Source organism: Aliiroseovarius lamellibrachiae, assembly GCF_018599245.1.
Lineage (GTDB): Bacteria > Pseudomonadota > Alphaproteobacteria > Rhodobacterales > Rhodobacteraceae > Aliiroseovarius > Aliiroseovarius lamellibrachiae.
In genome coordinates this window covers 239,698-266,417 of sequence record NZ_JAHEVJ010000002.1, presented here as the reverse complement: position 1 = coordinate 266,417, position 26,720 = coordinate 239,698, and the positions used below count along the sequence as shown (strand labels likewise).

Sequence of the window (26,720 nt, the reverse complement as noted above, 5' to 3'; positions counted from 1 at the left end):
AGCGAACAGAAAGGTCATTCATGCTTCGACACGTCCTCAATTTCCTTCTCGCGATGGGCGTTTTCATCGCACCTGCGGATGCGCAATCCTCACATGATCACAGCGCAATGGCGCATGTATCTGCGGTTCCGACCGAACCTGGTCAGGGTGCTTTTGCCGCTGTCTCTGAAATCGTCGCGATGCTGATGGCTGATCCTAATACGGATTGGTCGCGGGTCGATATCAGCGCCCTGCGCGACCATCTGGTTGATATGGACCTGCTGATCACCCACGCAGAGGTGAGCGCGGAAAATGTTTCTGGCGGCGCTGTCTTTCAGATTTCGACGACTGGGCCAGGTGGTGCTGCCGCCCGTCGCATGGTGCCGGCCCATGCCCCATTTCTGACGGCCGAAACGGGTTGGATCAGCGAGGTCGCCGACAAGGGGGATCACCTCGTCTGGACTGTGACATCAGACACCGAAGCGCAGACCATTCGCGCGTTAGGGTTCTTTGGTCTGATGGCCGTCGGCGCGCATCATCAAGAGCATCACTTGGGTATGGCAACCGGTCAAATGGTCCACTGACTCATGCGACGCGTGAACTGGGATAGCCTTCGTCTTCCAAGATTTTCGCGAGGGCTTCTTCTTGGAGTTGGCTGGTCACATGCACGGTGCGGGCTTCCAGATCGAACCTCAGAACCGCGTCGGCGTCGGCGGTTTTCACAGCCTTTTCGATGGCGGCGGTGCAATGGCCGCAGCTCATGTCGGGAACGTTGAACATGATCATGATGGGCTCTCCTTTCTTGGGGTGTTTCCGACGTAGGGGTTCCCACGGGGTAAGGTCAATACTCAAGAATTTGTGATCAAACGCCCTTGACCTTCCCCTTACTGGAACCTCGCATGTATGTATCAAAGACGTGAGTCGTGGAGCATGACATGTCACTAAAGAAGACCATCAAACTGTCCGTCGAAGGAATGAGCTGCGCATCCTGTGTGGGGCGTGTGGAAAAGGCGCTGGCCGCTGTGCCTGGCGTTTTTGATCCCACGGTAAACCTGGCAAGCGAGACCGCGCAGTTGCACTTTCAGGCGCCCGCCGATCTGGCAAGCATAACCGCAGCCTTGGAGGCGGCCGGGTATCCGGCCGTGACGGCGCAGGTGGTTCTGGATGTCGAGAATATGACCTGCGCGTCCTGTGTGGGGCGGGTGGAACGGATGTTGAAAAGAGCGCAGGGCGTGGTGGATGCAAAGGTCAATCTCGCCACCGAAACGGCCACTGTTCGGTATGTCGAAGGGGCGGTTACGCCCGCCGATCTGGCGCGCGTTGCAACGAACCTTGGTTACCCGGCGAAGCTCAAGGCAGGCGAAGATAAACGCAAGGCGGATCGTAAGGCCGCTGACATCACCCGGTTGGGATGGCTGACCCTGATTGCTGCGCTTTTGGCGCTGCCGGTGTTCATTGTCGAAATGGGCAGTCACGTCTTTCCCGGAATGCACGCGCTGATTGATCGCACAATTGGCATGCAAAACAGTCGTTTGGTTCAATTTGCGCTGACCACGGCGGTGTTGTTCGGACCCGGTCGGCTGTTCTATACCAAAGGTTTCCCACTGCTGTTTAAAGGCGCGCCAGACATGAATTCTCTGGTCGCTCTGGGCACATCTGCCGCCTATGGTTTTTCGCTGGTGTCGACCTTCGCGCCCGGTCTGCTGCCGGCTGGCACGGCAAATGTGTATTACGAAGCCGCCGCGGTGATCGTTGTGCTGATCCTTCTGGGCCGGTTCCTTGAAGCCCGCGCAAAGGGGCGCACGGGCGAGGCAATCCGCAAGCTGGTTGGGCTTCAGGCCAAGATCGCCCACGTTGAACGGGGCGGTGCGGTGATAGAGGTGCCAATCGAGGACATCATATTGGGGGATGTGATCCATGTGCGACCCGGAGAGAAGATTGCCGTCGACGGCGAAGTCCTGTCTGGCGCGTCCTATGTCGACGAAAGCATGATCACCGGCGAACCCATTCCGGTGGAAAAGACGCAAGGGGCCAACGTCGTGGGTGCCACGGTGAATGGCACCGGAGCACTGACGTTTCGCGCGACAGCCGTGGGGGCGAACACAATGCTGGCGCAGATCATCCAGATGGTTGAACAGGCACAAGGCGCCAAACTTCCGATCCAGGGCGCTGTGGACAAAATCACGACGTGGTTTGTGCCTGCCGTCATTGGGGCCGCCGCTGTGACGGTCTTGGCGTGGTTCCTGTTTGGTCCCGCGCCAGCGATCAGCTATGCTTTGGTGGCCGGGGTTGCGGTGCTGATCATCGCGTGTCCCTGTGCGATGGGGCTGGCCACGCCGACCTCGATCATGGTGGGCACCGGACGCGCCGCCGAAATGGGCGTGCTGTTTCGCAAGGGGGATGCGCTGCAGATGCTGCAGGAGGCCCGCGTGGTTGCGGTCGACAAAACCGGAACGCTGACCGCCGGGCGACCGGAACTGACCGATCTTGTGGTGGCTGAAGGGTTTGATGAGGCAGATGTTTTACGACTTGTGGCCGCTGTCGAAGCCCGGTCCGAGCACCCGATTGCCGAAGCCATCGTTCGTGCTGCCGAGGCGCAAAATGTCGGGGCCGCAGAACTCTGCGATTTTCAATCAATTACCGGCTATGGTGTGCAGGCCATGGTTGATGGCCGCAAGGTGGTGGTCGGCGCAGATCGTTTGATGATCCGCGAGGGTCTGTCGCTGGACACCTTGTGCGACACCGGAGATGTCTTGGGCCGTAAAGGCCGCACCCCACTTTATGCCGCCATCGACGGGCGAGTGGCCGCCGTGATTGCCGTGGCGGATCCGATCAAGCCGACCACGCCGGGCGCAATTTCCGCGCTGCATGATTTGGGGCTTAAGGTTGCCATGATCACCGGCGACAATCAGGGCACAGCTGATGCCATCGCGGCTGAGCTGGGCATTGATATGGTTATCGCCGAAGTGTTGCCGGACGGGAAGGTCGCGCATTTGGACCGGCTTCGCGAGGGGGGAAAACTGGCCTTTGTCGGGGACGGGATCAATGACGCTCCGGCGCTTGCGGCCGCGGATGTGGGCATTGCCATCGGCACCGGCACGGACGTCGCAATCGAAGCGGCTGATGTGGTGCTGATGTCCGGGGATCTGACCGGTGTGGTCAATGCTTTTGACATTTCCGGTCGCACGATGCGCAACATCCGTCAGAACCTGTTCTGGGCTTTCGGTTACAACACGCTTCTCATTCCAGTGGCCGCGGGTGCGCTTTACCCTGCTTTTGGTCTGGTGTTGTCGCCCGTGTTGGCCGCTGGGGCGATGGCGATGTCATCGGTCTTCGTGTTGACCAACGCGCTGCGCCTTCGTTGGGTGAAGCCGGTTCTGAGCGATGCACACGCGACGGACGCCCCCGCCGCCGCACCCCTTCGCCCGGCATTGGCCAAGTGAACAGGAGGACGAAATGAATATTGGAGATGTGGCCAAACGGTCCAATCTGCGCGCCAAGACGATCCGGTATTACGAGGATATCGGACTGGTCACCCCCTTGCGGGACACCAATGATTATCGGGTGTTTCGAGATAGCGATCTGCACAAGCTGACCTTCCTGGCCCGCGCGCGCGCCCTTGGGTTCACGATTGATGATTGCCGCGCGCTTCTGACCCTCTATGCGGATGAAACCCGGGCCAGTTCGGACGTCAAAGAGATCACCAACAAGCACCTCAAAGAGATCGAGGCGAAGATTGTCGACCTTCAGGCGATGCATGCCACGCTCTCTCATCTTGCCAAGGAATGCGCCGGAGACCACCGCCCAGATTGCCCGATCCTCCAAGGGCTGAGTGGGGAAGACCGTAATCCGTCGAACGAGACCGACACAAAGTAAGGACGTCCCACCATGATTTCACGACGCAATGTTTTGACCGGCCTCGGTGCCAGCCTGCTCTCGTCGCCCTTCCCAGGGGTTTCCAGGGCGGACACAGCACCGCGAAAATTGGCACTGCCGCCTTTGATGGACGCAACGAAAAGCGGGGCATTCGCGCTAAATGCGCAACACGGGCGCGTGAACTTCCTTGGGCAATCAGAAAGCCAGACCTGGGGTTTTAATCAACCCTTTCTTGGCCCCACGCTTCGCGTCGCGACCTCGGCAGAGGCAAGGGCGGATGTGACCAACCGTCTGGATGAGCAAATCTCGGTGCATTGGCATGGGCTGGTCATCCCTGGCGATGTAGACGGCGGGCCGCACCAAACCATAGCGCCGGGCGAGAACTGGTCGCCGGTGCTGCCAATCGACCAACCCGCGGCGACCGTCTGGTATCACACCCACACCCATGGAGAGACAGCGCGGCAAGTCTACAATGGGTTGGCTGGCGTCTTGCAGTTGAGTGATGGGTTGGATGATGACCGTGGATTGCCGTCGACCTATGGCGTGGACGATTTGACACTTGTGCTTCAAGATCGGCGCTTCGATCAGCGTGGACGAATGGATTACAACCTATCCATGCCGGACCGCATGATGGGGTTTATGGGCGACACAATGTTGGTCAACGGACAAGTAGGCGCAACGGCCGTGGTACCCAAAGGCATCGTTCGCCTGCGGCTTCTGAACGGCTCGAACGCTCGAATTTACACGCTGATGATGTCAGACGATCGCCCCCTGCAGCTTGTTGGCACGGATACCGGGTTGCTTGACCGACCGATCACCTTGCAGGACCTGACCCTCGCCCCCGGCGAACGTTATGAGCTACTGGTGGATTTCGGAGATGGTGGCAGCGTGTCCCTTCTGAGCGGACAGAACACCAACATGGGCATGATGGGTGGTGGCATGATGGGCGGGCGCCAACCATCCGGGCCACCCTTCGAAGTATTGCCCTTCGAGGTGGATCCTACCGTAGTCGCGCGGATTACGACCTTGCCAGATGATCTCGGCGGCTCCCGACCTGACATGGATCCAGTGGGTGCCCACAAGCGGAACGTGACGCTGGACATGGCCATGGGGCCCGGAATGATGATGCGCGGAAAGGGCAACCGGTTCTCGATCAGCGGTCAGGCATTCGACATGAGCCGTATCGATATGAGCGTGGCGCGCGGTGAGATGGAACGCTGGACGATCTCAGCTGACATGATGATGCATCCCTTTCATGTGCATGGCGTGGCGTTCCAGGTGCTGAGCGAGAACGGTCGCCCACCCAAGGCTCAGAATACCGGGTGGAAAGACACGATCCTGATAAATGGCCAAGCCGATATCCTAATGAAATTTGATCGGCCAGCCAGCGAAAGCCTGCCTTACATGTTCCATTGCCATATCCTGGAACATGAAGACGGAGGGATGATGGGGCAATTCGCGGTGATTTAGGATGTCGGAGTAGTTCCGTCGCTACTGGGGATCATTTGCGACAGGTATCATTAGGGCGCGCCCGGATTTTCGTGCGCGCCCCCTGTTGTCCCGTGCCAAATCAGGCGGGTGTCGTCGCATTCGCCAACTTTTGGGAATGCTGTGCCATCTCGGCCCATGCGGCATCGGCAACCTCTTTGGAGGCTTTGCTCATATGGCCCGAATCCTGCGGCGGATGGGGGTCGTATTCGACCAACAGCTGAATACGCTCGGCGGTCGCGCGATCGGTCAGCTCCTCAACAAGCGCAAAGGCAAGGTCAATCCCGGCCGACACGCCGGCGGCGGTCCAGATTTTTCCCGAACGAACAATGCGTTCAGCTGGTTTCGGCTCGGCCCCGAACTGTCTCAACGCTTCCATTGCCGCCCAATTGTTGCCGGGCGACCGTTCAGCAGACCCGAAGCGCCAAGGGCCACGGCCCCCGAACAGACGGACACGGTGAAGGTCGTGTGCTGGTGGATCGCGTTCAACCACACGGTCAGTTTGACATCACTTGCTGCGTCAAAGGTGCTTACCTCAGACCCGGGCACCAGCACCAGATCAGGCGTCGGCGTTTCATCGAATGAATGCGTGGCCCCGACAACCAGAGTATCGCGGTCGGTGGTGACAGGCCCAGCTCCGTGCGCAACTAGGCGCAAGTCCACGCCGGGGATCATTTTCAACACTTCATAGGGGCCAAGGGCATCAAGCGCCGTAACGCCGGGCGCGAATGGATCGAATGCCTTGTCAAAGAAGCCAATGAGGTCGATTCCCTCGGGCTTGACCCGGTTGCGGTTACCTCCAGCGCGATTGGTATTTACATGGCCCAGCATGTGGAACGGTTGCTTCTTGAGGACACGACCGCCACATCTCGCGCCTTGGCCGCATGGCGAGCAACAATCAACGGTAGCTTATAGGGACCTTTCCTTTTCGACGATTCAAACGAGGCCGTCACCTGTGGAAACGGGTCGCCCCTCAGACGAGTGGAAATTGAAGCACGTCCGCACAGATCTACCTCGGAAAAGCTCTCATTACGTGTCTTGCCCAAAAGCCACTGTTCGCTTCACGAGGTCTCCCAATTACGCCGTCATCTTCAACAGTCAGTTGAGCGATGAGGACGCAGGCTATTACGCAGTGGTGACACGTTGTTTGGCTGTGTGAAAGGGCGCTTTTGCTGCGTTAGGGATAAGCCCGCGCAAGTGCCGCGAATGACGGCTCCCCGCCCTGTGCTCCACCCACGCCACTTTAACCTAAACGCGGTTTCGCTGATCACATGCGGGCACTATTCGACGAAACATTTGGCAGCACTCAGATTGACGTTGCCCATTCTTCTGGCAACAAGTCGCGCAGGCCGTTTTTGAGCCCCTCCAAATGTTCGGGCGCAACCTTTTCCTCGATCTCACTTAGCATAAGTCCACCATAAACGGCCCACATTTGTGTGCGCAGTTCACGGCCCGAATCTGTGATGCGAAGCACCCGGCCTCGGCCGTCGTTTTCGGCGGCACATTGGGTGACCAGCCCCTGTTCCACCATGCGCTTTAGGATGCGGGACAAATTGGGTTGATCAAACAGGCTCAATTCCTCGAGCTGAAATTGCCGCAGCCCCTCGCAATTTTGTCGTTCAAGTGCCCACAGCACATCATACCAACGCGTATTGGGCAGACCGGCGCGTTTCAGCTCCGTTTCAAATCGCCCAACCACATGGCGGTTCACCAGGTTCAAAAGAACCCAGATCGCGGTGGTGTCTTCATTTGGGTTTGGTGGTGTCATGTCACATTCCTGTTATGCCACCCGAAAGGCGCTTGCAAGGGGCGGCGCAACTAGATACATGCATATGCATCTAGTTTATTCAACTCACTTTGGAGTGACCCCATGAAAACCCTTCTTCTGGCAACGGCCATCGCATCCCCCCTTCTGGCCCTAAGCACCGCCGCCACCGCCGAGATCTATAAGTTCGATCCCGGCCACACCGAAATCCGCTTTACCTACAACCACGCGGGCCTGTCCGACCAGAACGGCCAGTGGAAAATCATCGATGGCGAAGTTGATTTTGACGCAAACGACATTGCGGCCACCAAAGTCAGCGTGACCGTTGATGCGGCGTCGATCGACACCGGGGTTGGCCCGTTGGATGAGCACCTCAAAAGCGGTGACTTTTTCGATGTTGAGAACTTTCCAACCATCACCTTCACCTCGACAGGGGTTGAGCAAACCAGTGATGACAGCGTGACATTGGTGGGGGATCTAACCATCAAAGAGATTACCAAACCGATCACCATGTCGTTCAAACTGAACCACCAAGGCGCGCACCCGCTGGGTGATTTCTTCGACTATTACAAAGGCGATTGGATTGGCGTGCAAGGCACCGGCGAGATGCTGCGGTCAGATTTTGGTGTTGGCATGTTTGCCCCGGTCACCTCTGACGAAGTCACGCTGAGCATTTCAGCTGAAATGCGCGCGGGCGGCTGGGAATGATCGGCAACACCGCAACATCGTGGGGGGCGCTGTCGCGCCTCCTGCATTGGGCCACGGCGGGGGTGATCCTGTTTCTTTTGTTCCTCGGCGCTTACATGGGCCTGTTGGTCGAGGATGTGCTGGAACAGTTTCGGCTGGTGCAAATCCACAAAAGCTGGGGGTTTGTCGCCTTCACGCTTGCGCTCATTCGCATCCTTTGGCGCCAGACCCATCGCACCACGCCAGCTTTGCCTGACAGCATGACCTGGATCGAACGGGCGATGGCCCATTTGGGACATCTTGGCCTTTACGCGATGATGATCATCATGCCCGTGTCTGGTTGGTTGATGGCCTCGGCTTCGCCGCTACAAGATCGGTTTGGGGTGAAGAACAAGGTCTTTGATCTGTTTGAGATGTACGACCCATTTGTGCCCGGCAATGAAGCCTTGTCTGATATCTTCGCAGAGGTTCATTTCCTGTCGGCCTGGGCCCTGACGGCGATTATAATTGGGCACGCAGGGGCCGCGCTATGGCATCACTTTATACGCAAAGATGATGTCTTGAAACGCATGTCCTACGGGCGCTTGCCCAAAGCATAAAACAAATGAAAACGGCCGAGTGATTGCCCGGCCGTTTTCATTAAACTGTGCATCTGTTTGACGACTGGCGCGTCATCAGGCGTTGAACAAGAAGTGCAAAACATCACCGTCTTTCACCAGATAGGCTTTGCCCTCTGCGCGCATTTTACCGGCTTCCTTTGCCGGGCCTTCCCCGCCCAATGTGACGTAATCCTCATAGGCGATTGTCTCGGCGCGGATAAACCCACGTTCAAAATCCCCATGGATCACACCGGCCGCTTGCGGGGCATGGGTGCCTTCGCGGATGGTCCAGGCGCGGGCTTCTTTTGGGCCAACGGTGAAATAGGTCTCAAGATGCAAAAGCTCGTAACCGGCGCGGATCAGACGATCGAGGCCAGCTTCGGTCAGGCCCAGTTCTTCCAAAAACATTTCCATGTCATCGGCGTCAAGCTGGCTGATCTCTTCTTCGATCTTGGCGGAGATCACAACCGAAGCAGCCCCCTGTTCCACGGCCATTTTTTCAACGGCTTGCGAGTATTCATTGCCGGTTGCCGCATCGCCTTCGCCGACATTGCAGACATAAAGGATCTTTTTGGTGGTCAGCAGCTGAAGCATATTCCACGCTTTCAAATCCTCTTCGTCCACCTCAACGGTGCGCGCGGGGCGGCCATCTTCCAAGGCGGCCAAAGCGGCCCGCATCAGGCGTTCTTGCTGAACGGCCTCTTTGTCACCGCCACGCACTTTGCGCACGATGTTTTGCAGGCGTTTTTCGATCGATTCCATATCCGACAGCATCAGTTCTGTTTCGATCACATCGGCATCTTCGACCGGGTTCACATGGCCTTCGACATGGACCACATCCCCGTCATCGAAACAGCGCAACACATGGGCGATGGCGTCCACTTCGCGAATGTTGGCCAAGAACTGGTTGCCCAGCCCCTCACCTTGTGACGCGCCTTTTACCAATCCCGCGATGTCCACAAAGGTCATGCGCGTTGGGATGGTTTCCTTGGATCCGGCAACGGCGGCCAGCTTGTCCAAACGGCCATCCGGCACGGCAACCTCACCCACATTAGGCTCAATCGTACAAAACGGAAAATTTGCCGCCTGCGCAGCAGCCGTTTTGGTCAGTGCGTTAAACAGGGTCGATTTACCGACATTCGGCAGACCCACGATACCCATCTTGAAACCCATCACGGCCTCCTTTTTATGGTGTCTGGTGCGCAGCAATGCGCGATCAGGTTCTCGCGCGTTCTATAGCGCAATCCAGTAGGGGGGAAACGGTTTTCGTCACAAAACCCCGCGAAAACGCTCAAACTCTGCCTTTGTCGGTCCCTCAGGTCACGAAATGCCCAATGACATTCACGTCCATCCCCAAGATTGCCCAACCGCACAGCCATTTCGGTACGATCGCAGAACCAATACCAGCAACGAAGTCACATAAGCGGGATTGACTTTCCCCCCTGCCCTTGGGCAGATCGTTTAAGAAATCGAAGGGGCGCGCAATGACACCGAATATGACACGAATTGATGCAAAATTTACCGAGCTGAAAACGCAGGGGAAGAAAGCCTTTGTGTCTTATATCATGGCGGGCGATCCCGACATCGCCACATCGCTTGAGGTGATGAAAGGCCTGCCAGATGCCGGCGTTGACATCATCGAATTGGGTCTGCCCTTCACCGACCCAATGGCCGATGGGCCGACGATCCAATTGGCCGGGCAACGCGCGCTCAATGCTGGAATGACGCTGAAGAAAACGCTGGCCATGGCCGCAGAGTTTCGCAAAACGGACGACACCACGCCGATCGTCTTGATGGGGTATTATAATCCCATTTACAATCACGGTGTTGACGCGTTTTTGGTGGATGCCAAAGCAGCAGGAATTGATGGGTTGATTGTGGTCGACCTGCCGCCAGAAGAAGACGACGAACTTTGCATCCCCGCACAAAAAGCCGGGTTGAACTTTATTCGCCTCGCAACCCCCACAACCGATGACGCGCGCCTGCCCAAGGTGCTGCAGAACACTTCGGGCTTTGTTTACTATGTGTCCGTGACCGGCGTAACCGGATCCGCCGAAGCCCAGACAAGTGACGTGGCACCCGAAGTGGCCCGTATCAAAGCGAAAACCGATATCCCAGTGATCGTTGGCTTTGGTGTGAACACCCCCGAAAAGGCCGAAGCCATTGCCGGGGCCGCCGATGGCACCGTGGTTGGAAGCGCGATTGTCAGCCAGATAGCTGCCGGACATCCGGTCGCTGAGGTGTTGGCTTTTGTGAAAACACTGGCGGATGGGGCGCATCGCGCCTGATCTCGCACCTTAACCCAAAGCGCCGCGGATCTGACACACACAGATCGGCGGCCACCGCCGCAGCAGATGCACCAAACTTGGTGCATGGCTGTCGTAGACGTCCACCCAAATCTCTTCCGGTTCAAGCATATCTGCCTCGGCCTTTGGCAGATCAAGACCATCCTTGATCACGCCCGACAGAAGAAAGCCCAAGCGTGGACGCGGCAGCAGATCACTTTCAATTTGCCGCTGGTCGGACGTGCGTTGCAACTCTGGGCTTTGCCACATTGTGGCAACGCTTGCACAGACAGCATGCACCGCATCGGTAGTGCCGCCAGCATCGCCAAAACATCCACGCCCCTCTGCACAGATCGCGCCCCTTGAAAACATCCGGATAAGTCCGCGAAATGCGCAAACCTCCAGCTGCCGAATTGGTGGTCAAAAGGCTTGCCTCGCCCGCTTTCAACTGGTAATATTTTCTAACCAATTCTCGCAAGGATGCCAAAATGCCTGTCATCACCGAAGTTAATGATCTGAAAAAAATCTATAAACGGCGCGTGCCGAAGATGTTTTATGACTACGCCGAAAGCGGGTCATGGACGGAGCAGACATTTCGGGAAAACACCTCGGATTTCGAGCAGCTGTATTTCAAACAGCGCGTGGCCGTCGACATGGATGGGCGATCAACCAAAACCCAGATGATTGGACGCGATGTCGCGATGCCCGTGGCACTGGCACCTGTTGGGCTGACCGGTATGCAATGCGCGGATGGAGAGATCAAAGCGGCGAAAGCGGCAGAGAAATTTGGCGTGCCCTTCACGCTCTCCACCATGTCGATTTGCTCGATTGAGGATGTGGCCGAACACACCAGCGCGCCGTTTTGGTTTCAGGTCTACACGCTGAAAGATGATGATTTCATGCAGCGTTTGTTTGATCGCGCCAAAGCGGCAAATTGCGACACTGTGGTGATCACGGTGGACCTTCAGATGCTTGGTCAGCGGCACAAAGATTTGAAAAATGGCCTGTCCGCCCCGCCCAAACTGACGGTGAAATCCATCGCGAATATGATGACCAAGGCGCATTGGGGGCTTGGCATGCTGGGCACCAAACGGCGGTTTTTTGGCAATATTGTGGGGCACGCAAAGGGCGTGAAAGACCCCTCCTCGCTGCACACCTGGACCGCCGAAGCCTTTGACCCCTCGCTTGATTGGGACCGTATTCGCCAGTTCCGCAAGATGTGGGATGGTAAGCTGATCATCAAAGGGGTCATGGAACCCGTGGATGCGCTCGAGGCGTGCAACGTGGGGGCCGACGCGATTATTGTGTCGAACCACGGCGGGCGGCAATTGGACGGCGCGCTGTCATCCATTCGTGCGCTTCCTGCGATTATGGATGCAGTGGGCGACAAAATCGAAGTGCATTTGGACAGCGGCATCCGCTCGGGTCAGGACGTTCTAAAAGCAATCGCCATGGGGGCCAAAGGCACCTATATCGGCCGCGCTTTCGTCTATGGTCTTGGTGCGATGGGCGAGGCGGGCGTGACCAAAACGCTTGAGATGATGCATAAGGAGCTTGAGATTTCCATGGCGTTTTGCGGCCATACAGACATCAACACTGTGAACCGCGACATCCTTTATGTGCCCAAAGGGTTTTCTGGAAATTGGGAATAAATCCACTCACGGTGACATCCCAATGCCCCTCTCAGGTGACTGAGGGGGGCTTTTATTTTGGCTCTCGCCCCTCGGGGCCAGAATAGGCCCGCTCGACTTTGGCCACACGCAGTTCGTAATGCGCGTACCACTGCTCAATGCCCATTTTCTGTGCGACAAGATGCTTGGCTTGGGCTTTCCAGGCGGCAATGCTCGCCTCATCTTTCCAATAAGATACGGTGATGCCCAACCCATCGGCGTCCCTCGTACTTTCGGCGCCAAATCATCCGGGCTGTTCCAAGGCCAGTTCAAACATTCGGTCCCCCATCTCTGCATAGCCTGCGTCATTCGGGCTAAGTTGATTGGTGAAAATCACCGCGTAATAGGGGGGCTCGGGCGTTTTGGTGAAACGGTCGGACATTGGCTGGATCCTTATAGTTGCGCGGCTCCCTCTCATAATGATCCAAGCGGCACCGGGCGGGCAACCCAATTCACCCACGCCCTACGGCCCGCCTGTTGCCCCATTGCATAGCGGCCATGCAAAGAATCCCTGTCAATTTCATCCAAACCCGTATATGCGCGGGGCTTGCGTGGCAAAATGGGGTATGGTCCTCTCCGTCACCCCCCAGAAATCCGATTGAAAAATCCGCCTGAAAGCCGCCGAAATGATGATCCAAACCCTCGCTGATGCCCTTGCCGCCAAGGGCTATGAAACCCTGACCGATGTGCAACAGGCGGTCACTGACCCCGAATTGCAAGACGCCGACCTTTTGGTCTCGGCGCAAACCGGGTCCGGTAAAACCGTGGCATTTGGGATTGCGATTGCAAAAACCCTGATGGGCGAGGCGGAGGTTTTGCCCCACGCCTCCGCCCCCTTGGCGCTGGTCATTGCACCAACGCGCGAATTGGCGCTTCAGGTGAAACGCGAGCTGGATTGGCTTTATGCCAAAGCCGGCGCGCGCATCGTGTCTTGTGTGGGGGGAATGGATCAGCGCACCGAACGCCGCGCGCTGGAACGTGGTTCGCACATTGTTGTTGGCACCCCCGGCCGTCTGCGCGACCACATCACCCGTGGTGCGATGGATATGTCCGAACTGAAGGCTGTGGTTCTGGATGAGGCGGATGAGATGCTTGACCTCGGGTTCCGTGAAGATCTGGAATTTATGCTTGGGGAAGCCCCAAAAGAGCGCCGCACCCTGATGTTTTCGGCCACCGTGTCGCCGCTGATCACCAAACTCGCGCAGAACTATCAGCGTGACGCCAAACGCGTCAGCACGGTCAGCAACAAAGCCCAGCACGCCGATATTTCGTATCAGGCGCTGCAAGTGGCCCCGAAAGATACCGAAAACGCCATTATCAACTTGCTGCGGTATCAAGACGCGCAGACCGCGATTGTCTTTGCAAATACGCGCGCCACAGTGAACCGTTTGGCCACCCGCCTGTCGAACCGCGGCTTGTCCGTGGTCAGCCTGTCGGGCGAGCTGAGCCAGAACGAACGCACCCATTCGCTGCAAGCGATGCGTGACGGTCGTGCGCGGGTTTGTGTGGCCACGGATGTTGCCGCACGCGGCATTGACTTGCCCAACCTTGAACTGGTGATCCACGCCGAACTGCCCACCAACACCGAAGGTCTTTTGCACCGCTCCGGCCGGACCGGACGGGCTGGCCGCAAAGGGATCTCGGCGCTGATTGTGCCGATGAACATCGCGCGTAAAGCCGAACGACTGTTGAAATGGGCCAAGATCGACGCGGAATGGACCACGCCCCCTTCGGCTGACATGATCCGCGCGCGCGACACGGAACGTCTGATGGAACACCCGATGTGGAATGAGGCAATTTCAGAAGAAGAGGCCGGATTGGCCGCTGATCTGATGGGCAAGTTTTCACCCGAGCAAATCGCAAGTGCCTGCTTGAAAATGCACCGCGCGCAATTCTCGGCCCCCGAAGAATTGTCGGCCCCGGATGCGAAACCAGAACGCCGCGAAAAGCGTGATTTTGGGCCATCGACCTGGTTCTCGCTCACCATTGGGCGCACCAAAAACGCCGAAGCCCGTTGGTTGCTGCCGATGCTGTGCCGCACTGGAAACATCGACAAATCCGCCATTGGCGCGATCCGCGTGCAGCAAGAGGAAACCTTTGTAGAACTGACGCAGGAAAGCTCTGACCGGTTTCTCTCTGCGTTGAACAAAGGCGAGTTGGAAGACGGGATTAAGGTCACAAAACTTGATAAAGCTCCGAACCTGAGCACCCCACCGCGGGGCAAACACGGGGCCAAAGGTGGGTTCAAACGGGATGAACGCCCCGCAAAGCCACACCGTAAAGGGCCGGGTGCAGATCGTGCGCCCTCTGATCACAAACCGTCCGATCGCAAGCCGTCCAAACCGCTGCGTCCGCAAAATCAACGGGATGACCGCGCCACGGCCCCCTCTGCCAACAAAGGCGGGCGGTGGTCGCCCGAACTGACCAAGGACACGCAAGCGGATTACAAAATCCCTGCGAAGAAGTCCGAAGAGGCGGGTTCTGCTGGCAAAGCCAAAGTTGCCGCCAAAGACGCCGGCACGCCCTTCCCCAAGCCCAAAGCTGACAAGAAACGCGACGCTGAAGGCAAAAAGCAACGTTGGAAAAACGACAAGCCCAACAAAAAGTCAAAAGCCGGTGGGCGTGATGACAAGCCGGGTGGGAAACCGGGCGGCAAATTTGCAGGGAAGCCGGGGGGGAAACCCGCGGGAAAGCCCGCTGGCAAAGGTAAGCCACGCAAGGATCAACCGCGCGGGGCAAATGCCGCCCCTCGTCGGACCAAATAACGCCTCGCGCCAGTGGCACATTCCCACGGGCAACCGGGTTAAGGCGTAAAACAAAGGGGTTGGGGGATTACCCCCTTCCCAACACGCCTGAATCAGTGTATGCGCACGACTTCATCGCGGGGACTACAGCCTTGGAGGAGCCCCGCCCTTTACATATTGGAGAATTCTCATGGCAAAACAGATCCCTGATCTCGAAGCCACCGTCCGCGCGGGGACAGGCAAGGGCGCCGCTCGCCAAGCACGTCGTGACGGTCTGGTCCCTGGTGTTGTTTATGGTGGCGACGCCGAACCACTGGCCATCAACATCCCATTCAACAAACTGCTGACCAAGCTGCGCGCTGGCCGTTTCTTGTCGACCCTTTGGAACCTGAAGGTTGAAGGCGAAGAAGACGTGCGCGTGATCTGCCGCAATGTTCAGCGTGACGTTGTTAAAGACCTGCCAACACACATCGACCTGATGCGCCTGAGCCGGAAATCCCGGATCAGCCTGTTCATCCATGTTGAGTTTATCAACCACGAAGAGGCCACCGGCCTGAAAAAAGGCGGCGTTCTGACTGTTGTACGCCCCGAGGTTGAGCTGAACGTTGTTGCTGGTGACATTCCTGATCAGATCGTTGTTGATTTGACTGGCCGTGATGTTGGCGATGTGATCCACATTTCTGACATCACCCTGCCATCGGGCGCAAAAACCACCATCGACCGTGACTTTGTGATTGCAAACATCTCCGCACCATCGTCGCTCCGTTCGTCGGACAGTGAAGATGATGGCGAAGCTGAAGAAGAGGTTGCAGCTGAGGAATAATCAGGTGCGCGTCTGCCTTTGAGCAGAGCTTCTTTAGCGAAAGCTGACTGAAACGGGGTCCTTCGGGGCCCCGTTTTTCTGTGGGCGCGGGCGATTTGACAGAAGTCATCGCTCAAGGCACGCCGATGGGACCATCTGACATGCGGCCCAAAGCCGACTATTCTGTCCCCACCCGCTGAAACACCACCACATCACCACGCGACCCATTGGGCTGAAACGCAAACCCGTTTTTAGACATCCCCGCAAAAATCATTCCCACCGTCGAAAGGGAATAGACACCGGTGTGGATCTCCATGATGACGGCCCGCACCTTTCCGGGCCAATGTTGCACCGCGAGCGCCGCCTCTGCCCCTTCCAGATCCATTGTCACGACATCCGGTGCAAATGCCTCAAGCAAATCTGATAGTTTCAATGCGGGGACCGTGACAATTCGACTGGCCTCTTTCACATTCTCACCGGCAACGCGCGAGGAATAAAAAGCTTGCCGTAACTCAAAACTCACCTCTTCATCGTCAAACGTATCTGGCACCACCGCACCCTGTACACTGCGGGCGCGACGCACACCATTTGCGGCCAAATTGGCCTCAAGCACGGGAATCAGATCGGGGTTGGCCTCAACGCAGATGATATTGTGCGGCTCCAGTATTTTCGCGGCATTGCAGGCGACAAATCCAATCGCCGACCCAAGATCAAGCAACCGATCCTCGGCGCGCAATACGTTTGTCAACGCACGCACCTCGCCCCATTCATATATGCCTCGTTCAAATTCGCGGCGCAGCCCATCGGTCAGGTGGCCATCGGGAATGTCCAAATGAATACCCTTAATCTCGAAGTGTGCCATAACGTTCCTTTTATCATTTTATCCCTGCATTGAGTGCGGGGTTGGAATGGGGTAAATCAGGCATGAAACCTGACCTGTTGTCCAGAGCGGAGACACACATGAAACTCTTTGTTGGCCTCGGAAATCCCGGTGCGAAATACGCGGGAAACCGGCACAATATCGGCTTTATGGCGTTGGATGAGATTGCATCAGCCCATCACTTCGCCCCGTGGCGGGGCAAATTTCAGGGCGCGCTTTGCGAGGGCAATCTGGGGGGTGAAAAAACCATCCTGCTTAAGCCCGAAACCTTTATGAACCTGTCGGGCCAATCCGTGGGCGAGGCGATGCGGTTTTACAAACTCACCCCCGCTGATGTGACCGTCTTTCACGATGAACTGGACCTGGCGCCAGGCAAGGTCCGAGTGAAAACCGGCGGGGGTCATGCCGGTCATAACGGGTTGCGGTCATTGCACCAGCATATCGGCGAAACCTATCATCGGGTGCGCATGGGCATTGGCCACCCCGGCCACAAAGATGCGGTTGCGCGCTATGTGCTGAGCGATTTTGCCAAAGCCGAGCAGGGCTGGTTGGACGATGTTCTGCGCGGTGCCGCAGATGGCGCACCAGACCTTGCGCGGGGCGACAGTAGCAAGTTTATGAACGCCATTGGGCTGCGCGTGAACCCGCCCCGCTCTTCCGGTTCCGTTAAGAAAGCTGAGAAAAAGCCCGAGAAGATGGTGGAACCCGAAGACACCCGCTCGCCGATGCAAAAGCTGATGGATAAATTCACATGACCCAGCAAACGGATCTGCGTGAGGCGTTTGAGGTACAGGCCGGCAATAATGACCGGTTAGACAGCCCCTTTACCGCGCGCATATTGCGTTTGTTGGCCACACATCTTGCCCCTGGCACGCCCCTGACCGACCGGATGTATGACTGGGGCGGCAACACGGGTGCCTTTGGCCAGTCGGTCCCGCTGCGCCTTTTGGCGGGGTTGCACGCGCTGGTCCTGACCAAACAATGCCCCGAACTGGTTGCGGTCTATCCGCCCAACGCAGCCCCCGATGATACCACGCTCTGGGCTGCCATCGATTGTGCTATGACTGCGCATCCGGACGTGCTGGATCATTGGCTGAACAATCCCCCCCAAACCAACGAAGTCCGCCGGGCCGCTGTGATGATTGCTGCGGGGCATTATCTGGCCGCGCGCTATAATCTGCCAATCGAAATGTTGGAGCTGGGTGCCTCTGGCGGGTTAAATCTGATGTGGGATCATTTTGCACTGATGATCCCCGGTGCGCGACTTGGCCCAGACGACGCCCCTGTTGTGCTGATGCCCGATTGGCGCGGGGATACCCCCACCGGCGTGCCGCCCCATATCACGGCGCGACGCGGCGTCGATCTGATCCCTTTGGATGCGCATGACCCTGAGGACGCCCTGCGCTTGCAATCCTATCTCTGGGCTGATCAGCCGGAGCGTTTGACACGCACCCGGGCGGCCCTATCGGTATTTGATGCGGTGGTAGACCAAGGGGACGCCGCCGAGTGGTTGGAAACACATCTTGCGGGCAACCGCACGGACCACCTCACCCTGATCTATCACACAATTGCATGGCAATATTTCCCGGTCGCGACGCAAACCCGCTGCCTTTCAGCTATCCGTTCTGCGGGACAACGCGGGCCGATTGCCCATCTGTCGATGGAGGCAGACGCAGTGCAGGGGCAAGGGGCGGCCATCATCCTGACCCTTTGGCCCGAGGGTGAAAAGCTGACGTTAGGTCGTGTAGATTTTCATGGACGCTGGGTGGATTGGACGGCACCCTAGGCAAAACTCGCACGGGGCGCACAAGCTAGAAAACTAGAAAACTAGAAAACTAGAAAACTAGAAAACTAGAAAACTAGAAAACTAGAAAACTAGAAAACTAGAAAACTAGAAAACTAGAAAACTAGAAAACTAGAAAACTAGTATTTGTTCACCCCTCTCGGTCAAGTCCAAATCGGTGCCTGCCTTACTGGGCGGCGCCGTGGGGGAAAGAATATGAAAACTTGGATGAAACGCCTTGTCCAAGGCGCATTGGTATTATTGATCCTTTTGGCTGTAACGGCCGTATGGAAACGCGAGCAAATCACCCGACTATTGGCTGTCAACTCGCTCTTTTCCCAAGAGAAGATCGTCACCAATTTCTCCAATATGGACGCGGCATTTTTGACCGTTCCCTTGGCCGAAAACACCGGCACCGTCAGCCCGTTGCCGCGGGGAAAAGATATGGTGCTGCCCCAGGGGCTTCAAGACTGGATCGACGCGCGCGCCGTCACCGCACTTGTGGTGCTCAAAGATGGTGAGATCCGCCATGAAAGCTATCATCTGGGCACCACGGGTGAAGACAAACGCATCAGCTGGTCCGTTGCCAAAAGCTTTTTGTCAGCCTTGATGGGCGTCATGCTGGACCAAAAAATGATCGCGTCGATCGACGATCCCGTGACCAAATATGCCCCCTCGTTGATCGGCGGTGCCTATGATGGGGCGAGCATCCGAAATGTGCTCAACATGGCGTCAGGTGTGCGTTTCAACGAGGATTACCTCGACTTCAATTCCGATATCAACCGCATGGGGCGCGTATTGGCCCTTGGGAAATCCATGGATGGGTTTGCCGCGGATTTGACCGAAACCTTCGCCCCCCCCGGCAAGGAATGGCAATATGTGTCGATCGATACCCATGTGATTGGCATGGTCATCCGCGGCGCCACTGGCCGGTCCATTCCCGACCTGATGAACGAGCATATTGTCGGTAAAATGGGGTTTGAAGCGGCCCCCTATTATCTAAGTGATGGCGAAGATGTGGCCTTTGTATTGGGCGGGCTGAACCTGCGTACTCGCGACTATGCCCGCTTTGGGCAGATGTTTTTGCAAGGCGGGATGTGGCAGGGGCAACAGGTGGTGCCGGCCGACTGGGTCAATGCTTCAACTGTGCCCTCTGCGCCAACCAAGCCAGGCAACCGGCAATATGGGTTTCAATGGTGGATGGCCCCGGACGCCCCAGAGGGGGAATATTTTGCACGCGGGATCTATGGGCAATACATCTTTGTCGACCAGCCCCATGGGGTGGTTATTGCCGTCAACTCCGCTGATCGAGGCTTTCGCGAAGACGGGGCGCATCGCGCCAACATCGAAATGTTCCGGGCCTTAGCACGCGCCGCGCAATAGCCCCTATTTCGACGGGACGATGCCACCCATCAGTTCGTCGATGAAATGGCTGAGAAGCTGCGGGCGCCCCGTCACACCCGCCTTGCGGTAAATCGCGTTGGTCTGCGCCTTCACCGTGCCTTCTGATGTATCTCGCAGACCGGCGATCTCTCGTGTTGATAATCCTTTGATCGAAAACAGCGCGACATCCCGTTCTGCCGGGGTCAGTCCCCAATCATCGAACCGCTCTTCCAAAAGTGTTGAAAATGCACCGGACGCCAGGCGCAACTGCCCCTCGACATGGCGCCGTTTTTGGGTCACACGCCGCAGCGCAAACGCACCCAGCGCAAACCCAAGCACCAGACCAAACACCGCCCCGATTTCAATAACCTCACGCAGCTGCCAAGGAATTGGTTCACTGCGAAATGAAAAGATGCTCGAGAGTAGATCAAACAGGAAGAAAAGTGCGCAAACCGCCTGAATGAAAAGCGCAATCGCGATCACATGCCTGTCGCGTATCTTCATCTGGGGTTGGCCCGAGTTGGGTCGCTGACGGGCTGTGGAACGCGCCGATCAATCATCATCGTCGTCATCGTCCCGGTCGTCTTTCTCATCCCGATCATCTCTCTCGTCTTTCTCCCCGCCGTCATCATCATCCTTTTCGTCTTTATCATCGTCATCGTCTTTGTCATCGTCGTCGTCATCATCGCGGTCGTGGCCGCCGTTGTCGTCGTCATCATTTGACCCAGCGCCCGAGCCATCCTCCCGGTCGCGGTCACGCTCTCGTTCGCGGTCTGGTATATTGGCGATATTGGACCCGGAAACAGATTGCCCACTCAGATCAGACACATGATCTTGCAAAATCTCGCCTGTGTTTGGATTGATGATAATTTCGCGCTTCAGGCGATTTCCCGTCGCCACAATGCGAATGCGCCCAAGCCATGTGCGCGATTTGGCAACACGGGTATAGCCTTGCGTCGCCAGCTGCGAGATTACCAAATCCACAGCACGGCTTTGTGCCATGGCGGGCGCAGGCAACACGCAGAGGCACAGCAGCGCCGCTAGGAATGTCGCACGTATGTGAGCAATCTTAATCATAGGTCAACTAAAGCATGTCTGCCCCTCGCCGCCAAGCGGCAGGGGCAGGTTGTTGCAATTTCAGCCTCCTGTTTCAGGCTTAGCTGTCATCATCGTCGCGGTCGTCGTCGCGATCATCGTCACGGTCGTCATCGCGATCATCGTCACGATCATCATCGCGATCATCGTCACGGTCGTCATCACGATCGTCATCACGATCGTCGTCGCGATCATCATCACGGTCGTCGTCGCGATCATCATCGCGATCATCGTCACGGTCGTCATCACGATCGTCGTCGCGATCATCATCACGGTCGTCGTCGCGATCATCGTCGGAATGATCGTCGCCTTCAGAAGACCCACCATTGGTCGAACTCCCATTCCCGTGATCGTCGTCCCCGTGATCATCGTCGTCACCAGGTCCATCTTCTCGCTTGGTCAGCCCACCGTCACGTCCATAACGACGTTCAGTTTTCCCCCCCGCCCCCGTGGCTTCAACTTTGTAGCCGTTATAACGCTTCTTGATTTCGACATGGGTGTACCCTTCGTCCACCAGCTTTTCGAAAATCTCTTGGACAACTGGGTCACTGGTTTGCGCCAGCGAGGTGCTCGTCAATAGACCAGACAAGACCGAAATATATATCACTTTTTTCAACATAACTCGTTTCCTTTATGTGCCGTCACTCTCGTTCACCCTTCATCCTGCGTGCCTGAAAGGTTGGTACGGACAGGGTGCGAGCGAAATCACATATGGAACAGGTGCATTTGGTTTATGAGCGCCGCCCTAAACAATGGACCTATGCGCATAAACCTCAGTTTATGTAGATCCCCGAGAATATTTGCAGTCGAAACAATTTGTTAATCCTTCATCTCACTGGAATGCAAAAAGGCGAGGTTCCCCCCGCCTTGTGCACAGCCCGCGATCAAACGATCACCCCGCCGGGTCAGTCCGCATCACGCCCTTCGGTGTCGGACATGTCAAAACCCAAATATTTCGCCACCGTGAAAATATCTTTGTCACCGCGTCCGCACATATTCATGCAGATGATATGATCCGCGGGTAGGGTCGGTGCGATTTTCATCACATGGGCCAGCGCGTGACTTGGTTCCAGAGCGGGAATAATCCCTTCGGTCGAACATGACAGTTGGAACGCCTCTAGCGCTTCTTTGTCAGTAATCGACACATATTCCGCGCGGCCGATTTCATGCAGCCAGCTGTGCTCGGGCCCGATGCCCGGATAATCCAGACCGGCCGAAATCGAATACCCATCAAGGATTTGCCCATCATCATCCTGCATCAAATAAGTCCGGTTGCCATGCAGCACACCAGGCCGGCCGCCCGTCAAAGACGCGCAATGCTCCATCTTTGCGTTCACACCTTTACCGCCGGCCTCGACGCCGATAATGAGCACGCTTTCATCATCAAGGAATGGGTAGAACAAGCCAATTGCGTTGGAGCCACCACCGATCGCGGCAATCACCGTGTCGGGCAGGCGGCCTTCGGCCTTTTGCATCTGTTCTTTGGCTTCTTTGCCGATGATTGACTGAAAGTCACGCACCATCGCCGGATAGGGGTGCGGTCCAGCGGCGGTGCCGATGCAATAAAAGGTGTCGCGCACATTGGTCACCCAGTCGCGCAAGGCATCATTCATCGCGTCTTTAAGCGTGCCACGGCCACTTTCCACAGCCACAACCTCGGCCCCTAACAGGCGCATGCGAAATACATTTGGGGCCTGACGCTGAACATCATGCGCGCCCATGTAGACCACACATTTCAAACCAAATTTGGCACAAACCGTCGCGGTGGCCACACCGTGCTGCCCTGCCCCGGTTTCGGCGATGATGCGTGTTTTGCCCATACGGCGCGCCAACAGAATCTGGCCAAGCACATTGTTGATCTTATGCGCACCCGTGTGGTTCAACTCATCCCGTTTCATATAGACCTTGGCACCACCCAAATGCTTGGTCAGCCCTTCAGCGAAATAAAGCGGCGACGGGCGGCCCACATAATGGGTCCACAAATCGTCCATCTGCGCCCAGAAACTATCGTCAGTCTTGGCCTTTTCATATTCTGCCTCAAGCCCCAGGATCAGCGGCATCAGCGTTTCCGAGACAAATCGGCCGCCAAAATCACCAAAGCGGCCCTTTTCGTCAGGACCGTTCATAAAGCTGTTAAAGAGATCGTTGGACATGGCGCGCGCCCCTTATTTGTAGGTAGGTTCTATGTGCATAGGCTGGACGGCAGGCCAATTCCAGCGGATTTTTGGACCGGCCTGCGGAAAGGCAGAGAAAAGGGGCGCTGCCCCTCGGCTTTCCGCCTCATCCCGGGATATTTTTGACAAGAAAAAGGCCGGGTTAGGCCGGGCGCCCTGTTGCTGCGGCTACAAAATCCGCAATCAATCGGGCGTTTTTTTCGCCGGGGGCACTTTCCACACCGGAAGAGACATCCACCTGTTTCGCCCCGGTCAGGCGCATCGCTTCGGCCACGTTTTCCGGCGTCAGCCCGCCCGCCAGCATCCATGGGCAGGGCCAGTATTTGCGTTGCACCAAGCGCCAGTCAAAACTGATGCCGTTGCCACCCGGAAGGTCGGCCCCGCGGGGGGCTTTGGCGTCGATAAGCAGTTGATCCGCGACGGGAGCATAGAGGTCGATTTGCGCCACATCTTCTTCGGCTGCGATGCCGATGGCTTTCATCACGGGCAAGCCATAACGCGCCTTTACATAGGCCACGCGTTCTGGGGTTTCAGCCCCATGCAATTGAAGCATATCAATGGGCGCTTTGGTGGTGATCTCGTCCAAAAGCGCATCATCCGCATTCACTGTCAGCGCAACTTTTGCCACGCCAAACGGGGCATATTCGGCCAAAGCGGCGACGTCATCGGGTGCAACGTGACGCGGAGATTTGGGAAAAAAGACAAACCCCACATAGCGGGCACCGGCATCCGCCGCCGCCTGCACATGTGCGGGGTCTTTCAATCCACAGATTTTGACCGCAGCGTTTGGTTTGCCAGAGGCCCCACCGGGCATCACAAATCCGGTCACTTCGCGTTTTCCAGCATCGCCAGAATATCGTCGCCCGCTTTGGCTTTTGGTTCTTTGAGCTTTTTGACTTCGCGGATCAGGGCATCACGCTCTTTCATTGTGCGTTTGCCCGCGGCGCGCAGCTTATGTTCCCGAAGCCATTCCCAGATGAAGCCGACCAACACACCACCGATCAGCCCAAGGAAGATCACAATGAAGAGTGGCAGGCTGATGGACCAGCTATAGCCCAAAAAGCCCGAGAGCTCCTCCGGCAACAGATTCAGCGTCACCACGGCTCGGTTGGCCATGGCAATGGTCACCAACACGACCGCAAGGGCCGCTAGGAATGCGTAACGAATATACCGCATTAATACCTCTTATTTTCCGTTCAAACGGTCCCGCAAGAGTTTGCCCGTTTTGAAGAAGGGCACATGTTTCTCTTCGACTTGAACCGATTCACCCGTGCGTGGGTTACGCCCGACACGAGCATCCCGTTGCTTGACTGAAAATGCGCCAAATCCGCGCAACTCCACCCGATCACCGCGCGACATCGCTTCGACAATTTCATCAAAGATCGTATTCACGATGCGCTCGACATCACGTTGATAAAGATGCGGATTTTCGTCCGCGATTTTCTGGATCAATTCCGACCGGATCATACATATCCCCCCAAGCTTTCGGTGTGGCATCAATTTGCCACCCTTTTGTTGTTGTCCCATAGGAGCAAACGGCCTTTCGATAAACAAGCCCTGAGGCGCCAAGTCGGCGATTTTCCGGCAAAAAAACTGGACTGGACTGTGTTTTCCGACCAAACGGCGGTGAATTCGCAAGGTTTTCAGCCGGGGTTCTGCACAGAATATCGGATATGCCCCCGGTGCCGAAACCCGCAAAACTATGATTCGGAACCAAAATCAGGCCTCGCATAAGAAAACGGCCCCACCGAAGCGGGGCCGTTTCACTGTGATTTAATCCAGATGGATTAGTCTTTGTTCAGGGCTGCACCCAAGATATCGCCAAGCGAAGCACCCGAATCCGACGAACCATACTGTTCTACGGCTTCTTTTTCTTCTGCGATTTCGCGAGCTTTGATCGACAGACCCAGACGACGCGATTTGGCATCCACGTTGGTTACGCGAACGTCAAACTTGTCACCGATGCCGAAACGCTCTGGGCGTTGGTCAGCACGGTCACGGGCCAGATCTGAGCGACGGATGAAGGATTTCATGCCTTCATAGTCAACTTCGATGCCGCCTTCTTCGATGGCCGTCACTTCAACAGTGATGATGGATCCGCGCTTCACGCCGCCAATGGCTTCTGCAAACGGGTCGCCAGCCAGGGCTTTGATCGACAGCGAGATACGCTCTTTGTCGGTGTCCACTTCGGAAACAACGGCTTGCACCATGTCGCCTTTTTTGAAGTTCTGGATCGCTTCTTCGCCACGTTCGTCCCACGAGATGTCGGACAGGTGAACCATGCCGTCGATTTCGCCGTCGAGACCAATGAACAGACCGAATTCGGTGATGTTCTTGACTTCGCCTTCGACTTCGGTGCCGGCAGGGTGTGTTTCTGCAAACACTTCCCATGGGTTGCGCATGGTCTGCTTGAGGCCAAGGGAAACGCGACGCTTGGCGCCATCGATTTCCAGAACCATAACTTCGACTTCTTGGCTGGTGGAAACGATTTTGCCTGGGTGTACGTTTTTCTTGGTCCAGGACATCTCAGAGACGTGAACCAGACCTTCTACGCCCGGCTCCAGCTCAACAAATGCACCGTAATCGGTGATGTTGGTCACGCGGCCAGTGTGCACTGTTTCCAGTGGGTACTTGCCAGCAACCAGATCCCAAGGATCGTCTTGCAGCTGTTTCATGCCCAGCGAGATGCGGTGGGTTTCTTTGTTGATCTTGATGACCTGAACCTTGATGGTTTCACCGATTGTCAGGATCTCAGATGGGTGGTTCACACGGCGCCATGCCATGTCGGTGACGTGCAGAAGGCCGTCAACGCCGCCGAGGTCAACAAATGCACCGTATTCGGTGATGTTTTTAACCACACCATCAATCGAGTCGCCTTCCGCCAGTTTGCCGATAACTTCGGCGCGCTGTTCGGCACGGCTCTCTTCAAGGATGGCACGACGTGATACAACGATGTTGCCACGACGACGGTCCATTTTCAGGATTTGGAATGGCTGCTTCAGACCCATCAATGGGCCAGCGTCACGCACAGGGCGCACGTCAACTTGTGACCCTGGCAAGAACGCAACAGCGCCGCCCAGATCAACCGTAAAGCCACCTTTAACACGACCAAAGATCGCACCTTCGACGCGCGCGTCGTCAGCATATGCTTTTTCAAGACGATCCCATGCTTCTTCGCGGCGCGCCATCTCGCGTGAGATAACAGCTTCGCCACGGGCGTTTTCAGCGGCGCGGAGGAAAACCTCTACTTCGTCGCCAACAGCAATTTCTGGGGCTTCGCCAGGGTTCGCGAATTCTTTTACGTCAACGCGGCCTTCCATTTTGTAGCCTACGTCGATGATGGCTTGGCCATTCTCGACTGCGATGACTTTACCTTTGACAACTGAACCCTCTTCGGGTGTGTCCATTTCAAAGCTTTCTTGCAAGAGAGCTTCGAAGTCTTCCATTGATACATTTTGAGCCATGTGGTCTCAGATTCCTTTTCAAGTCGTTTTCGGGCCTCGTGGTTGT

The 26,720-nt window shown here is 56.6% G+C and carries 30 protein-coding genes; 13 read left to right on the top strand and 17 right to left on the bottom strand.

Features of this window, described 5'->3' with window-relative positions:
- The first annotated feature begins 20 nt into the window (after positions 1–20).
- The gene (locus KKW20_RS04740) at positions 21–563 is read left to right on the top strand and encodes a hypothetical protein (protein ID WP_214566539.1); all 543 of its coding nucleotides are present in this window, start codon (positions 21–23) and stop codon (positions 561–563) included.
- Between the two features lies 1 nt (position 564).
- On the opposite strand, the gene KKW20_RS04735 is transcribed toward KKW20_RS04740, so the two are convergent.
- Complete coding sequence (locus tag KKW20_RS04735; protein WP_246534448.1) at positions 565–765, bottom strand: heavy-metal-associated domain-containing protein; 201 nt, start codon at positions 763–765, stop codon at positions 565–567.
- Between the two features lie 149 nt (positions 766–914).
- On the opposite strand from KKW20_RS04735, the gene KKW20_RS04730 reads away from it, so the two are divergent.
- The 3 genes from KKW20_RS04730 to KKW20_RS04720 all read left to right on the top strand — a co-directional run bounded on the left by KKW20_RS04730 (position 915) and on the right by KKW20_RS04720 (position 5,325).
- On the top strand, positions 915–3,422 hold the full coding sequence (locus KKW20_RS04730) for a heavy metal translocating P-type ATPase (protein ID WP_214566537.1): 2,508 nt from the start codon (positions 915–917) through the stop codon (positions 3,420–3,422).
- A 13-nt stretch (positions 3,423–3,435) separates the two neighbouring features.
- Entirely contained in the window at positions 3,436–3,855 is a 420-nt protein-coding gene (gene cueR, locus KKW20_RS04725; protein ID WP_214566535.1) for a Cu(I)-responsive transcriptional regulator, read from the top strand.
- 126 nt (positions 3,856–3,981) lie between these two features.
- Positions 3,982–5,325 carry a multicopper oxidase domain-containing protein gene (locus KKW20_RS04720; protein WP_246534447.1) on the top strand — a complete coding sequence of 448 codons (1,344 nt, stop codon included), beginning with the start codon at positions 3,982–3,984 and terminating at the stop codon, positions 5,323–5,325.
- A 100-nt stretch (positions 5,326–5,425) separates the two neighbouring features.
- Here the strand turns inward: KKW20_RS04720 and KKW20_RS04715 are convergent, their stop codons facing one another.
- From KKW20_RS04715 to KKW20_RS04705, 3 genes are all read right to left on the bottom strand, one after another.
- Positions 5,426–5,722: a type 1 glutamine amidotransferase family protein gene (locus KKW20_RS04715; protein ID WP_214566531.1), complete on the bottom strand. Its 297-nt coding sequence runs from the start codon at positions 5,720–5,722 to the stop codon at positions 5,426–5,428.
- On the bottom strand, positions 5,710–6,174 hold the full coding sequence (locus tag KKW20_RS04710) for a DJ-1/PfpI family protein (protein ID WP_214566529.1): 465 nt from the start codon (positions 6,172–6,174) through the stop codon (positions 5,710–5,712). The genes KKW20_RS04715 and KKW20_RS04710 overlap by 13 nt, the downstream gene beginning before the upstream one ends.
- Positions 6,175–6,649: 475 nt before the next feature.
- Positions 6,650–7,111 (bottom strand): MarR family winged helix-turn-helix transcriptional regulator, encoded by a 462-nt coding sequence (locus KKW20_RS04705; protein WP_214566527.1) that lies wholly within the window; start codon positions 7,109–7,111, stop codon positions 6,650–6,652.
- 102 nt (positions 7,112–7,213) lie between these two features.
- Between KKW20_RS04705 and KKW20_RS04700 the strand changes: the two genes are divergently transcribed.
- Entirely contained in the window at positions 7,214–7,816 is a 603-nt protein-coding gene (locus tag KKW20_RS04700) for a YceI family protein (RefSeq protein WP_214566525.1), read from the top strand.
- Positions 7,813–8,394 carry a cytochrome b gene (locus KKW20_RS04695; protein ID WP_214566523.1) on the top strand — a complete coding sequence of 194 codons (582 nt, stop codon included), beginning with the start codon at positions 7,813–7,815 and terminating at the stop codon, positions 8,392–8,394. Before KKW20_RS04700 ends, KKW20_RS04695 begins: the two co-directional genes overlap by 4 nt.
- 75 nt (positions 8,395–8,469) lie before the next feature.
- Here the strand turns inward: KKW20_RS04695 and ychF are convergent, their stop codons facing one another.
- Positions 8,470–9,567 (bottom strand): redox-regulated ATPase YchF, encoded by a 1,098-nt coding sequence (gene ychF / locus KKW20_RS04690; protein ID WP_214566521.1) that lies wholly within the window; start codon positions 9,565–9,567, stop codon positions 8,470–8,472.
- A gap of 323 nt (positions 9,568–9,890) precedes the next feature.
- Between ychF and trpA the strand changes: the two genes are divergently transcribed.
- Positions 9,891–10,682: a tryptophan synthase subunit alpha gene (trpA, locus tag KKW20_RS04685; protein WP_214566928.1), complete on the top strand. Its 792-nt coding sequence runs from the start codon at positions 9,891–9,893 to the stop codon at positions 10,680–10,682.
- Between the two features lie 9 nt (positions 10,683–10,691).
- Here trpA and KKW20_RS04680 read toward each other — a convergent pair whose 3' ends face one another.
- Complete coding sequence (locus tag KKW20_RS04680; RefSeq protein WP_214566518.1) at positions 10,692–11,051, bottom strand: hypothetical protein; 360 nt, start codon at positions 11,049–11,051, stop codon at positions 10,692–10,694.
- Between the two features lie 116 nt (positions 11,052–11,167).
- Between KKW20_RS04680 and KKW20_RS04675 the strand changes: the two genes are divergently transcribed.
- Positions 11,168–12,331 carry an alpha-hydroxy acid oxidase gene (locus KKW20_RS04675; RefSeq protein ID WP_214566517.1) on the top strand — a complete coding sequence of 388 codons (1,164 nt, stop codon included), beginning with the start codon at positions 11,168–11,170 and terminating at the stop codon, positions 12,329–12,331.
- Positions 12,332–12,383: 52 nt separating this feature from the next.
- On the opposite strand, the gene KKW20_RS04670 is transcribed toward KKW20_RS04675, so the two are convergent.
- Both KKW20_RS04670 and KKW20_RS04665 read right to left on the bottom strand, forming a co-directional pair.
- Positions 12,384–12,560, bottom strand: coding sequence for an antibiotic biosynthesis monooxygenase family protein (locus tag KKW20_RS04670; RefSeq protein WP_214566516.1), 177 nt, complete (start codon positions 12,558–12,560; stop codon positions 12,384–12,386).
- A gap of 33 nt (positions 12,561–12,593) precedes the next feature.
- Positions 12,594–12,731, bottom strand: a complete 138-nt coding sequence (locus KKW20_RS04665) for a hypothetical protein (RefSeq protein WP_214566514.1) — start codon at positions 12,729–12,731, stop codon at positions 12,594–12,596.
- 247 nt (positions 12,732–12,978) lie between these two features.
- On the opposite strand from KKW20_RS04665, the gene KKW20_RS04660 reads away from it, so the two are divergent.
- Complete coding sequence (locus tag KKW20_RS04660) at positions 12,979–15,114, top strand: DEAD/DEAH box helicase (RefSeq protein ID WP_214566512.1); 2,136 nt, start codon at positions 12,979–12,981, stop codon at positions 15,112–15,114.
- A gap of 169 nt (positions 15,115–15,283) precedes the next feature.
- The gene (locus KKW20_RS04655) at positions 15,284–15,916 is read left to right on the top strand and encodes a 50S ribosomal protein L25/general stress protein Ctc (RefSeq protein WP_214566510.1); all 633 of its coding nucleotides are present in this window, start codon (positions 15,284–15,286) and stop codon (positions 15,914–15,916) included.
- A gap of 157 nt (positions 15,917–16,073) precedes the next feature.
- On the opposite strand, the gene KKW20_RS04650 is transcribed toward KKW20_RS04655, so the two are convergent.
- A complete protein-coding gene (locus tag KKW20_RS04650) occupies positions 16,074–16,757 on the bottom strand; it encodes an FkbM family methyltransferase (protein ID WP_214566508.1) in 684 nt (227 codons plus the stop codon).
- Positions 16,758–16,855: 98 nt separating this feature from the next.
- Here KKW20_RS04650 and pth point away from each other — a divergent pair, with 98 nt between their 5' ends.
- The 3 genes from pth (at position 16,856) to KKW20_RS04635 (ending at position 19,941) form a co-directional block, all read left to right on the top strand.
- Complete coding sequence (gene pth / locus KKW20_RS04645; protein ID WP_214566506.1) at positions 16,856–17,530, top strand: aminoacyl-tRNA hydrolase; 675 nt, start codon at positions 16,856–16,858, stop codon at positions 17,528–17,530.
- Complete coding sequence (locus tag KKW20_RS04640) at positions 17,527–18,561, top strand: DUF2332 domain-containing protein (RefSeq protein ID WP_214566504.1); 1,035 nt, start codon at positions 17,527–17,529, stop codon at positions 18,559–18,561. Before pth ends, KKW20_RS04640 begins: the two co-directional genes overlap by 4 nt.
- Before the next feature lie 213 nt (positions 18,562–18,774).
- Positions 18,775–19,941, top strand: coding sequence for a serine hydrolase domain-containing protein (locus KKW20_RS04635; RefSeq protein WP_214566502.1), 1,167 nt, complete (start codon positions 18,775–18,777; stop codon positions 19,939–19,941).
- Between the two features lie 3 nt (positions 19,942–19,944).
- On the opposite strand, the gene KKW20_RS04630 is transcribed toward KKW20_RS04635, so the two are convergent.
- The 8 genes from KKW20_RS04630 to rpsA all read right to left on the bottom strand — a co-directional run bounded on the left by KKW20_RS04630 (position 19,945) and on the right by rpsA (position 26,674).
- Positions 19,945–20,445: a helix-turn-helix transcriptional regulator gene (locus KKW20_RS04630; protein ID WP_214566500.1), complete on the bottom strand. Its 501-nt coding sequence runs from the start codon at positions 20,443–20,445 to the stop codon at positions 19,945–19,947.
- 48 nt (positions 20,446–20,493) lie between these two features.
- A complete protein-coding gene (locus tag KKW20_RS04625; RefSeq protein WP_214566498.1) occupies positions 20,494–21,018 on the bottom strand; it encodes a hypothetical protein in 525 nt (174 codons plus the stop codon).
- Positions 21,019–21,097: 79 nt separating this feature from the next.
- Positions 21,098–21,655 carry a hypothetical protein gene (locus KKW20_RS04620; RefSeq protein ID WP_214566496.1) on the bottom strand — a complete coding sequence of 186 codons (558 nt, stop codon included), beginning with the start codon at positions 21,653–21,655 and terminating at the stop codon, positions 21,098–21,100.
- 286 nt (positions 21,656–21,941) lie between these two features.
- On the bottom strand, positions 21,942–23,189 hold the full coding sequence (trpB, locus tag KKW20_RS04615) for a tryptophan synthase subunit beta (protein WP_214566494.1): 1,248 nt from the start codon (positions 23,187–23,189) through the stop codon (positions 21,942–21,944).
- A 163-nt stretch (positions 23,190–23,352) separates the two neighbouring features.
- A complete protein-coding gene (locus KKW20_RS04610; RefSeq protein ID WP_214566927.1) occupies positions 23,353–24,024 on the bottom strand; it encodes a phosphoribosylanthranilate isomerase in 672 nt (223 codons plus the stop codon).
- 11 nt (positions 24,025–24,035) lie between these two features.
- Positions 24,036–24,386 (bottom strand): LapA family protein, encoded by a 351-nt coding sequence (locus tag KKW20_RS04605; RefSeq protein WP_214566492.1) that lies wholly within the window; start codon positions 24,384–24,386, stop codon positions 24,036–24,038.
- 9 nt (positions 24,387–24,395) lie between these two features.
- The gene (gene ihfB / locus KKW20_RS04600; RefSeq protein WP_214566490.1) at positions 24,396–24,677 is read right to left on the bottom strand and encodes an integration host factor subunit beta; all 282 of its coding nucleotides are present in this window, start codon (positions 24,675–24,677) and stop codon (positions 24,396–24,398) included.
- A 320-nt stretch (positions 24,678–24,997) separates the two neighbouring features.
- Positions 24,998–26,674, bottom strand: a complete 1,677-nt coding sequence (gene rpsA / locus KKW20_RS04595) for a 30S ribosomal protein S1 (protein ID WP_214566488.1) — start codon at positions 26,672–26,674, stop codon at positions 24,998–25,000.
- Positions 26,675–26,720: the final 46 nt, after the last annotated feature.